The sequence below is a fragment of the Zemynaea arenosa genome, assembly GCF_004614185.1.
Classification (GTDB): Bacteria; Pseudomonadota; Gammaproteobacteria; order Burkholderiales; family Burkholderiaceae_D; genus Telluria; species Telluria arenosa.
Genome location: NZ_SPVF01000137.1, coordinates 19,542 through 30,286 on the forward strand (window position 1 = coordinate 19,542; position 10,745 = coordinate 30,286).

Annotated in this window: 8 protein-coding genes; 3 read left to right on the forward strand and 5 right to left on the reverse strand. The window is 67.4% G+C overall.

All coding sequences use genetic code 11. The features are described from left to right. Positions 1-3: 3 nt before the first annotated feature. On the reverse strand, positions 4-972 hold the full coding sequence (locus E4L96_RS10855; protein WP_135207238.1) for a MurR/RpiR family transcriptional regulator: 969 nt from the start codon (positions 970-972) through the stop codon (positions 4-6). A 187-nt stretch (positions 973-1,159) separates the two neighbouring features. Here E4L96_RS10855 and E4L96_RS10860 point away from each other — a divergent pair, with 187 nt between their 5' ends. Both E4L96_RS10860 and E4L96_RS10865 read left to right on the forward strand, forming a co-directional pair. Then, a complete protein-coding gene (locus E4L96_RS10860) occupies positions 1,160-2,278 on the forward strand; it encodes a succinylglutamate desuccinylase/aspartoacylase family protein (RefSeq protein WP_135207239.1) in 1,119 nt (372 codons plus the stop codon). Positions 2,279-2,288: 10 nt separating this feature from the next. After that, positions 2,289-3,671, forward strand: a complete 1,383-nt coding sequence (locus tag E4L96_RS10865; protein WP_135207240.1) for a YfcC family protein — start codon at positions 2,289-2,291, stop codon at positions 3,669-3,671. 235 nt (positions 3,672-3,906) lie between these two features. Here E4L96_RS10865 and E4L96_RS10870 read toward each other — a convergent pair whose 3' ends face one another. From E4L96_RS10870 to E4L96_RS10880, 3 genes are all read right to left on the reverse strand, one after another. Further along, positions 3,907-7,020 (reverse strand): alpha-1,6-glucosidase domain-containing protein, encoded by a 3,114-nt coding sequence (locus E4L96_RS10870; protein ID WP_135207241.1) that lies wholly within the window; start codon positions 7,018-7,020, stop codon positions 3,907-3,909. 131 nt (positions 7,021-7,151) lie between these two features. Then, complete coding sequence (locus tag E4L96_RS10875) at positions 7,152-8,249, reverse strand: oxidoreductase (RefSeq protein ID WP_135207242.1); 1,098 nt, start codon at positions 8,247-8,249, stop codon at positions 7,152-7,154. Continuing rightward, positions 8,246-8,644 carry a RidA family protein gene (locus tag E4L96_RS10880; protein WP_135207243.1) on the reverse strand — a complete coding sequence of 133 codons (399 nt, stop codon included), beginning with the start codon at positions 8,642-8,644 and terminating at the stop codon, positions 8,246-8,248. Before E4L96_RS10880 ends, E4L96_RS10875 begins: the two co-directional genes overlap by 4 nt. 131 nt (positions 8,645-8,775) lie before the next feature. Here E4L96_RS10880 and E4L96_RS10885 point away from each other — a divergent pair, with 131 nt between their 5' ends. Next, positions 8,776-9,690 (forward strand): LysR substrate-binding domain-containing protein, encoded by a 915-nt coding sequence (locus tag E4L96_RS10885; RefSeq protein ID WP_135207244.1) that lies wholly within the window; start codon positions 8,776-8,778, stop codon positions 9,688-9,690. On the opposite strand, the gene E4L96_RS10890 is transcribed toward E4L96_RS10885, so the two are convergent. Next, the gene (locus E4L96_RS10890) at positions 9,672-10,478 is read right to left on the reverse strand and encodes a helix-turn-helix domain-containing protein (RefSeq protein ID WP_135207245.1); all 807 of its coding nucleotides are present in this window, start codon (positions 10,476-10,478) and stop codon (positions 9,672-9,674) included. The two genes, E4L96_RS10885 and E4L96_RS10890, sit on opposite strands and share 19 nt — an antisense overlap. Between the last annotated feature and the right edge of the window lie 267 nt (positions 10,479-10,745).

Consider the following 10,745-nt stretch of genomic DNA (forward strand, 5'->3'; position numbering starts at 1 on the left):
GTATCAGGTGGTTTTTGACGGTCGGCGCTTGCGGGCGCCGCCCTTGCTGCTGTTGGAGACCGGGGTCGCGCCCACGAGGTAGGCCGCGATGGCCTCCGTCAGGCGGGCGGCCTTGTCGACGTTGTCCTGGTGCGAGACCATCAGGGAGACGGCCAGCGCTTCGATGACGGCCACGGCGGCCGCGCCACTGCTGGGCAGGACGGGATGGGCGCTGTGCGCATACAGCACGTGGTGGCCCAGCTCCGCCAGGGGCGAGGCGGGGGCATCGGTGATCGAGACAATGGTGGCGCCCCGGTCGCGCGCGAACTGAGTCAGGCGCACCACGTCGAGCGCATAGCGGGGAAAGGAAAGGACCACCAGCACGTCCTTGCCGGTGATGCCCGCCAGGTGGGCAGCCGCCACCTCCGTACCGCCCTGGGAGGCCACCTCCACCACCTGCGCACAGAATGGCTGCAGGTGCATGGCCAGCATGCCGGCCAAGTGGACCGACAAGCCGAAGCCCAGCACATACACGGTGCGGGCCGCGGTCAGCCGCGCGACGACGCGGGTCAATTCGCGCGCATCGAGGGCCTTGCCGCTGCCGATGATATTGGACGAGGCGTGATCGAGGCTTTCCAGGGCCGGAGCCGCGGCCGCGCTTTGGCGCGCAATCTGGTGGCGCAGCTTGTCGACCGGCTGCAGGACGGCCTGCAGGGTCTCGGCCACCGCCGCGCGCATGGCGGCGAAGTTGCGAAACCCGAGGTCGCGCGCAAAACGGCTGACAGTGGCCGTGGAGACGGCACTGGCCTCCGCGATTTCCTCGATCCCGAGCGCGGTCACGCGCATCGGATTGCGCAGCACGAAATCGGCGATGGTGCGCTGGGAAGCCGAGCCGTCCGACAGGACGCCCAGCAGCGCCTCGCCCAGGGCGGACTGGGCAAACCCCACGTCGGGGGAGGTGTTGGCGGCAGGGGTGGCGGCAGCGTGTGTCATGGTGAGCTCTCGTCTGAATGTAAGCAAATTTACATTCTACGATGACATGCAAAAAACCTAATTGATTTCCACTTTAATCATGAAAGTTCCGGGACTCAACAGTTTTCTGAAAATATTTTTTCATGTGTTGTAGTGATGTAAAAAATCATCCATAATCAAACGGCCGAGTTTCCTCATCGATAAGAACATGCAGATCCAGCGCCAGCCCATCGCGACCGACGACAGCATCGCGGCCTTCCAGCTCACCTCACTCCACTTCGGCGTTCCTGGGACGGGGAAGAAGGTCTATATCCAGGCCGCGCTGCACGCCGATGAAGTGCCGGGCATGCTGGTGGTGCAGTTCCTGCGCCAGCAGCTGCTGCAGCTGGAGAGCACGGGACGCCTGCGCGGAGAAGTCATCCTGGTCCCGGTGGCCAACCCGATCGGACTGTCGCAGGCGATTCATGGCGCGCCGTTCGGCCGCTTCGACCTGGCCACGGGTGTGAACTTCAATCGCGCCTACAAGCACGTGGCCGGAGAGCTGTCCGGCACCCTGGCGGGACGTCTCGGGCCCGACGCCGCAGCCAATGTGCGCCTGATACGGGAGCAGGCGCGCGCCTCGGTACAGGGCTGGGAAGTGCGCAACAACGTTGAGGCGCTCAAGAAGGCGCTGCTGGAACTGGCTATTGATGCGGACATTGTGCTCGACCTGCACTGTGATAACGACGCGGTCATCCACTTGTATGCCGGCACGCCGCTGGCCGAGCAGGTGCGCGACCTGGCCGCGCTGCTCGGCGCCCATGCGGTGCTGCTGGCGCTGGAGGCGGGCGACGAGCCGTTCGACGAGGCTTGCTCGCGCCTGTGGTGGGACCTGGCGCGGCATTTCGGACCGCAGTATCCGATCCCGCCGGCCTGCGTGGCCGTCACCATCGAGCTGCGGGGCGAGATGGACGTGAACTACAGCTATGCGGAGCGCGATGCGCACGCCCTGCTGCAGTACCTGGCCCGCCAGGGAGTGCTCGACATTCCGTGGGAGCCCTTGCCGCCCCCGCTGTGCGAGCCGACGCCGCTCGAAGGCGTAGAGCCGATCGCCGCGCCGCGCTCCGGCGTGCTGGTGTTCCAGAAGAACCTGGGCGACCTGGTGGCCGCGGGCGATACCATCGCCGACCTGATCGAACCCGTGAGCGGCGCTGTGAGCCCGCTGCGCGCCACCCGCCCGGGCGTGATGTTCGCGCGCACCGCACATCGGCACCTGCTGCGCGGGATGCAGGTCTGCAAAGTCGCCGGCACGAGCGCCTGGCGCAACGGTAAACTGCTGAGTTCATAGAGAGGTCCCGATGCGCCTGCGCCTGCCCAACACCTTCATCCTGCTGTTTGCCATCCTGTCGCTGATTGCCATTGCCACCTGGCTGGTCCCCGGCGGTCGCTACGAGACCCGGGTGGTGGACGGGCGCACCCTGATCGATCCGGCGGCCTTCCATTACATCGCGAGTGCGCCGCAAGGTCCGGTCGCGCTGCTCATGGCGCCGATCAAGGGCTTTGTGGAGGCGGCGCTGATCATCGGCTTTGTGCTGATCGTGGGAGGCACCTTCGCCGTGCTGCAGAAGACCGAGGCAATCGATGCCTTCATCAAGACGGTGGCCCGCGCGCATGCGCATTCGCCGCTGGTACGCGCGCTCCTGATTCCCGTCTTTGTGACCATGTTCTCGCTGGGTGGCGCAAGCTTCGGCATGGCCGAGGAGGCGATTCCATTCGTGCTGATCTTCGTGCCGCTGGCGCTGGCCCTGGGCTATGACTCGATCGTCGGCGTGGCGATTCCCTTCGTCGGCTCGCAGGTCGGCTTCGCGGTGGCCTTCCTCAATCCCTTCAACGTGGGCATCGCGCAAGGCATCGCCGGCGTCCCGATGTTTTCCGGGCTGGCGTACCGCGTGGTCCTATGGCTGGTTGCAACGGGGCTGACCGTTGCCTTTCTGATGTGGTACGCAGCGCGGGTGCGGCGCGATCCCACCCGCTCGCCCACTTACGCCATCGACGCCATCAAGCGTGGCGAGCATGCGGCGGCGCTGCACTTTGAGCGGATGACGCGCACCCATGCCGCCGTGCTGGGCATCTTCGCGCTGGCGCTGGGCGTCATGATCTTCGGGGTGGTGCGCTACCAGTGGTTCATCGAGGAGATCGCAGCGCTGTTCCTGGCGCTGGCAATCGCGGTCGGGCTGGTAGCCCGCCTGGGACCGGACGACTTTGTGGCTGCATTCTTGCAGGGTGCGAAGGACCTGGTCAGCACAGCACTGGTGATCGCGCTGGCCCGGGGCACGATGATCATCGCGCGCGATGCGCACATCATCGACACCATGCTACATGGCCTGATGCCGCTGGTGCAGTCGGCCCACCCCGTCTTTGCGGCGCAGAAGATGTTCGCGATCCAGTCCGTGATTAACTTCTTCATCCACTCCGGCAGCGGCCAGGCCGCGTTGACCATGCCGATCATGGCGCCGCTGGCAGACCTGGTCGGCGTCACGCGCCAAACGGCCATCCTGGCGTTCCAGCTGGGCGAGCTGACCACGCCTGTCATTCCCACCTCCGCGATCACGGTCGGCGTGCTGGCGCTGGCTCGCATCCCCTGGCTCACTTGGGCCAGATGGATGCTCCCGCTACAGCTGGCCTATCTGCTGTTTGCGCTGGCTGCGCTGGCGCCGCCGGCCATCACGGCCTGGCACTGAGTCCCGCCGCTGGACAGAGTTGCGGATCAGGCACGCCGTTCCGCACGGTTGGAATTCCGGTAGCCGTTACGGCTGAGCTGATCCAATGGCGTCGGCAAGGTGTTCGGCACCAACAGCGTGTTTTTCGTCGAGGCGACAGACACGCCGGAAATCCTGGCCAGCGGCTCGCCGCTGACTGAAGCGGGTCTTTCCGGCAACGGTGGCGGCGGTGCGCCGCCACCGTTGCGAAACCCGCTCAGTCGTTCGCGTTGTCCACGAACACCGCCGTGGTACGGGCGGGGATGCTGAAGCCACCGTCGCGCGCGTCGTAGCGGGCGCCCAGCACCACTGGGTCGCTGCCCTTGCGCTGCAGCTTGTGCAGGTCGAACTTATGGCCTGCCAGTTCGCCCACGGTCACCCGCTTGGCCACCTTGTCCACATTGATCACCACCGCGATGCGCTTGTACTTGGCGCCGGGGTAGCCTTTGCCATCGAGGGCCATCACGATCACGCCCGGCACCTGGTTCGCTCCGGTGTTGTAGAAGCTGAGGCGCTCGCGCACGTCCTGCGCCGTGCGCAGGCGGAACAGCGAGCTCTCGCTGCGGATCGCCAGCAGGTCTTCCGCATACCGCTTGGCCGAGACGATGGTGCTGGAGTCAGGCTTGACCAGCGGGTTCGCCAGCACCGGCGCCATGAGAGACCAGTTGGACTGGTTCACGTTCGCCATCGGCAGGCCGACGCCGAAGTTGTTTCCCGCGTATGAGTAATCAAGCGTGTTGAACCAGTCCCCCGCGTTGTAGCTGTCCCGGTCCAGCGACTTGGAGCGCAGGATCTCCTGCCCCGCGTGGAAGAACGGAATGCCCTGGGATAGCGTGACGATCGCCGCGCCCAGGTTCTGCACCCGCACCCGTTCCGCCAGCGGCGTATTGGCCGGGAGGCGGAAGGCGTTGATGTCGAACAGCGTCTGGTTGTCGTGCGCCTCGATGTAGTTGATGGTCTCCGCCGGGCTGGCAGTGAAGCCCGCGTTCTGGCCGAAGTAGTCGATCTGCGCGTTGCTGCGCACGGTCCCGAAGCGGTCCGTGAAGCTATAGTCGCGCAGGGTGCCGGTCAGGCCGACGCGCACCAGGTCCGCGAGCCGCAGCAGGTCGTCCTTCGTTTGATGCGCGCGGTCGTTGGGGTCATAGAACACGCCGTTGATGAAGCCCTGCTGAGCGATCAAATCCGTGCCGCTGTCGCAGCATCCACCGCCGCGCACGGAGTCGCGCAAGCGGTCGTTGAACGATCCGATCCCGGTGCCGAACATGTTGGCCTGGCGCGCCTGGACGAAGCGGCTGTCGTTGCCGACGGTGCCGAAGTTCCAGGCTTCGCCATACAGGTAGATCGGCCGTCCGGCAGCCTGGTTGACGCTGGCCTGCAGCTGCTTCATCACCGCCAGCGGCGTGAAGCCCATGATGTCGAAGCGGAAGCTGTCCACCTTGTACTGGCTGGCCCACAGCGACACCGAATCGATCATCAGCTTGGCGAACATGCTGTTCTCGGCGGCCGTGTCGGAGCAGCAGCTGTCGTTGGTGATGCCGCCGCCCGCGTTCAGGCGGTAATAGTAGGCCGGGACGATCTTGTCCAGCACCGAGAGGTTGTCCTGGCGCGCGGCGCTGGTGTGGTTGTAGACCACGTCCATCGCGACGCGCAGGCCTTGCTCATGCAGGCCCTTGACCATGGCGCGGAACTCGCGGATGCGCGCGGCGCCATCGTTGGCGTTGGACGAGTAGCTGCCTTCCGGCGCGTTGTAGTGGACCGGGTCGTAGCCCCAGTTGAAGCAGTCCTGATCCTGGGTGGCGGCGACGGCGGCCTGCTGCGCGGTGCCATCGGGCGCGCCCTCCGGCACCGAGGGGGATGTGCAGCCGGCTTCGTTCACGCTGGCGAAGTCGAAGGTGGGCAACAGGTGCACGTGCGTCAGGCCTGCACGGGCGAGGCCGCGCAGGTGGCGCATGCCGTTGCTGTCGTCGTCGGTGAAGGCGAGATACTTGCCGCGGTGGGCGGCGGGCACGGTCGCATCGCTGGCGCTGAAATCACGCACGTGCAGCTCGTAGAGGGCGATGTCGCTGTTCGACTCCAGGCGCGGAATCGGCTGATGATCCCAGCCGTTTGGCTTCAGGGCCGGGCTGTCGAGGTTGGCCACGAAGCTGCGCGCGCTGTTGGCGTTCAGGCTCACCGAGTACGGATCGGTCACCGTGTTGCTGACCAGCTGGTTGTTGGCCCAGCGCGAGAGCACGTCCACGGTGTAGGTGTAGTAGGCACGGTTGGTCCAGCGGGCATCCGGCGCGGTGTACGACCACACGCCGCTGGCATCGTCACGCCGCATGGCGACCTGGGTGCTGGCGGCGGAGGTGGCGTCCGCGTAGATATTGAGGCGCACGGCCTTGGCGGTCGGCGCCCACACGCGGAAGGTCGGCACGTCGCGCGCGAAGTTGACACCGAGCTGGGCATGGGAGGCGGCGGGTGCGAACACGCTGTCCAGCATGCCGCTCTGCTGTAGGGAAGTGACCAGCACCAGGTTGCCCGCGCCGTCGTACTGCGCGAGCGCGAACTGGCTGGTCGCGAGCGTGCGCACGCGCGCGGCATCGGCGGCGGACATGGTCAGCGCGGTGGCGCCGGCGAGGTGCGGATATTTCTGGCGCAGCGCATCGGGGAGGGCGCTTTGCACGCTCAGTTCGATGCTGCCATCGGCCCCGGTGACGCCAGCCGCGCTGGAACCAAGGCCGCCGTTGGCTGCGTACACCAGCTTGTAGCGCGCCGAGGTGGGCGCGCCGGGCCAGGCCAGCGTGTCGGCGGACAGCCAGTGTGCGGTGGCCGCGGTCAGGTTGCCATAGCTGATGGGCGGCGGGGCGCTGTACACCGCGCAGTCGCCCTCCAGCATCCAGATCTCCTGGCCTTTGCTCGCGATGTCGGCGGCGAAGGGCGCGTTCTGGTCATTCCCGCAGTTCTTGTTGCCCGAGCCGTCGGTGACGAGGAACCAGATGCCGCTCTTGTCGGTCCGAATGGGGATATCGACGTAGCCGCCAAAGCCGTCGGTGTGGGTGAACAGGAACCGGTCGGTGATCCACGCAGAGCTGGGGTTCACGGGGCCGTCCCACGAATAGACGCCCCACTGCGCGGTATCGCCCTGCGCGCGGTGGAAGTGCATGCGGATGGTGGACGGGGCCACCGCCGGTGCGGCGTCCGCCGCGGTGCCGGACATCGCCACCGTGGCGGCGGTCCGGGTGCCGCCGTTCGGGCTGTCCGCCCCGTTGCCGCAGGCCGTCAGCAAAGCGGCGGCCGCCAGCAGGCCCCACGCTGCGAAGCGTGAAGTATGACTACTTTTCCGTTCCATGCAGGTCTCCAGTGTCTGTGGTTGGCCTGGATTCGTGCTGTAAGGAAACGGCACAAGCCGGCCGCGACTCTTGAGGTCGCTCTGTAATAATACTACCAATCAACTGGAGTGCAACAAGAATTCGAACCGGTTTAAATTTCGCACTCGCGGGGCTTGAGGTTGGCGATGGGCCGCAGCAGGGAATCGTCGAACGGGCGCCGCGGCGTGCCGTGGGCGACCCGCTGGGGCCAGTCCGGATTGGCCAGCGCGCCGCGTCCGAGGGCTACGAAATCGGCACCGCGCCGCAGCGCCTCCGCCGCGCGCAGCGGATCATCGAGCCCGCCATTGGCGACGAGCGCGAGCTCCGGCGCCGCCGTGCGGGCCACCTCCAGCAGGCTGGTCTGGCTGTCCGTGAACGCGGGCAGCAATGCATCCGGCTCCGGCAAATGCAGGTAATCGATACCGCATGCGGCCAGCATGCCGAAGAGCGCCGCGGCGCCTTGCTCGCCCTCCGGCCATTTGAAGTGCGGGTCGTTGACCTTGGCCTGCGAAATGCGCAGTCCGAGCGGCACATTGGGGCCAATGGCCGCGCGCACCGCGCTCACCACCCGGGTGGCGAAGCGGTAGCGTTCGGTGACACCGCCACCGTAGCTGTCGGTGCGCACATTGGTGTGGCTGTTGAGGAACTGGTCGATCAGGTAGCCATTGGCGCCGTGGATCTCGATGCCGTCGAAGCCGGCCAGCGTGAGCGCGCGCCCGGCCGCGGCGGCGAAACCGGCGATGGCCTCTTCGATGTCCTGCGCGGACATTGCGAGCGGTACGCGATACGGCCCGCTGCCGTGGTAGGCCGCCATCTGCGCGCCGCGCGGCTGCACGGCGGATGGTGCTGCGGCCGAACGGCGAAAGCGGTTCTCTTGCGCCAGCGCGCCGGCGTGCATCAGCTGTGCGTAGATGCGGCCGCCCGCCGCATGCACGGCATCGGCCACCTGCCGCCAGCTCGCGGCCTGCGTATCGGTAGCGAGGCCGGGCTGGTTGCGATAGCACTGGGCATACGCTTCGTCCGTGTAGATGCCTTCGCTGATCACGATGCCGAAGCCGCCGCGCGCGAAGCGGGCGTAGTAGCGCACCATCGCATCCGTCGCGTCCCCGTACTGGGTGGCGCTCACGCGCGTCATGGGCGCGACCAGCAGGCGGTTGGCGCTTTGCAGCGGCCCGCGCGCATAGGGGCGGAACAGTTCCGGCGCCTTCATGCCGCGCTCCCGCCAGCGAGCGCGATGGCTTCGATCTCGATCTGCGCTTCCGGCGTGTACAGCGCCTTCACTTCCACGATGGTGTCGGCCGGGTAGGGCGGCGTGAAGTACTGGCGACGCAGTTCCACGATGCGCGGGAAGTGCGCCATCGAAGTAAGGAAGATGGTGACCTTGACCACCTGCGCGAGGCTGGAGCCGCCCGCGTCCAGCGCGCGCTGCAGGTTGCGGAAGGCCTGGGCCGCCTGGCGGTCGAAGTCATGCGGGTCAACAATGGCGCCGTCGCCGCCGTAGCCTGCCTGGCCGGAAACGAACAGCAGTTCCCCCACGCGGACGGCCTGCGACAGGCGATACGGTTCGTAGGGATCGGGCTGGATGCGGATGTGCTGGAGGTGCATGAGGTATCCTTTCGATGAGCTGGAATCATCCGGGCCGTGGCCGCGGAATGGCCGCAGTATCGCGGCCCCACAAAGGCCCGACAAACGATGGTTTTTCAGCTGACGAATGAACTCAACTCACCTGTCAACCTATGAGACGACTGCCACCCTTGGCCGCGTTGCGCGCCTTCGAAGCCGCCGCGCGGCGCTCCAGCTTCAAGCGCGCCGCCGAAGAATTGAACGTGACGCCGACCGCCATCAGCCACCAGATCCGCCAGCTGGAGGAAACACTGGGCACCCGCCTGTTCGAACGGATCACCCGTGCGGTGCGCCTGACAGCTGCCGGCGCCCAGCTGTTCCCGGTGCTGCGCGACGGCTTTGACGCTTTCGAGCGCGGCGTGCGCGAGGTGCAGCAGCGCAGTACCGCTCCAAGCGCCGTGCTCACGTCCACCGTTGCTTTCGTGGCGCGCTGCCTGGCACCGCGCGCGGCCGGTTTCGGCGCGCGCCACCCCGGCTGGCGCCTGCGGCTGGACGCGACCAACAGCACCGTCGACCTGGACGCCGACGCCGACGTGGCGATCCGCTACGGCAGCGGGGACTATCCGGGCCAGGACGTGACGCCGCTGTTTCGCGACCGCTTCGCGCCCGTATGCAGCCCGGCGCTGGGCATCCGCAGTCTGCGCGACCTGCGCGCGGCCACGCTGATCCACTTCGACTGGGGCCCGGCCATGCGGGACCACGCCAGCGCGCCAGTGTGGCGGCACTGGCTGCAGGCCGCCGGGGCGGCGCACGTGGATGCGGACAGCGGCATCCGCTTCACGGACGAGATCCACGCGGTGCAGGCCACGCTGGCCGGGCAGGGCGTGGGCCTGCTCAGCCTCGCGCTGGTGTCGGAGGAGCTGCAGGCGGGCGTGCTGGTGCAGCCGTTCGACCTGGCCCTGGAGAGTTTTGGCTACCACCTGGTGAGCAGCCCGCGCCGGGCGCAGGACCCGGCGGTCCAGGTGCTGCGCGACTGGGTGCTGGCGGAATTCGGCGCGGCGCCGCCCGCTCAGGCGCCGGCCAGCTGACGGCAGAACTGCGCGGTCGCCTCGTCCATCGGGAAACAGCACTCGATGTGCAGCTCGTCGATGGTGATGTCGCGCGGCGTGCCGAAGGTGGTGATGGTGGAGAAGAAGCGCAGGGTCACGCCGCGGTGCACGAACTCTGTGGTGAGCAGCGGCGCCGGGGCCGTGTCCAGGTCGCGCACGCGCCAGCGCGGTGGTACGCCGGGAAAGGCCAGCACTTCGTCCAGCAGGGCGCGGGCCTTGGCGTCGGTGGGCGAACCGGCCACCAAGGCGTGGAGGTGACGGATCAAGGTGCCGGCGAGATCGTGCCAGTTGGCGATGCGCGGACGCAGGTCAGCCGGGTCGAAGGCGTGGCGCAGCATGTTGGCGTGCGGGCTGGCGCGGCCATCGAGCAGGAAACCGTTCACGCGTTGCGCAGCGTTGTTGGCGGCCAGGATGTCCCAGTGCCGGTTCATGAGGAAGGCTGGGTACGGCTCCTGCTGGGCCAGGATGAAAGCGATGGCCTTGTTGACCTGTTCCATGGCGGGGGTATCCAGCCGGGTTTCCGGGATCGCCGCCGCATATCCGGCCGCATGCAACAGTGCATTCCGCTCGCGCAGCGGCATGTCCAGCGCGTCGGCCAGCCGCATGAGCAGCGGGCGGCTGGGTTGCGCCTTGCCGGTCTCGATGCAGCTCAGGTGACGGGCCGAGATCTCGGCATCGAGCGCCAGGTCAAGCTGGCTGAGACGGCGCGCGGCGCGCCATTCGCGCAGCAGCGCGCCCACTGGGACGGGGCGCAGGTCAAGGTTCATGGGACGATCATACCCCGGCCCGCACGCCGGCAGCCATGACCTCGGAGGTCATGCCGCCATCACCTGGCACGTCATTGAGCCCATGACCTGGGCGGACCCAGAATGCGGCTCGTGGCCATGTGGCCGGACAACGACAAGGTGAGACGATGAAGCGCAGGGAATTCATGACGATGGCCGCGCTGGCGGCAGGGACCGCGGCCGCCGCGCTGACGGGCACCGCCCGTGCCGAGCAGCCGCCAAGTGCGGGTAAGCCAGCCACCGCGCGGC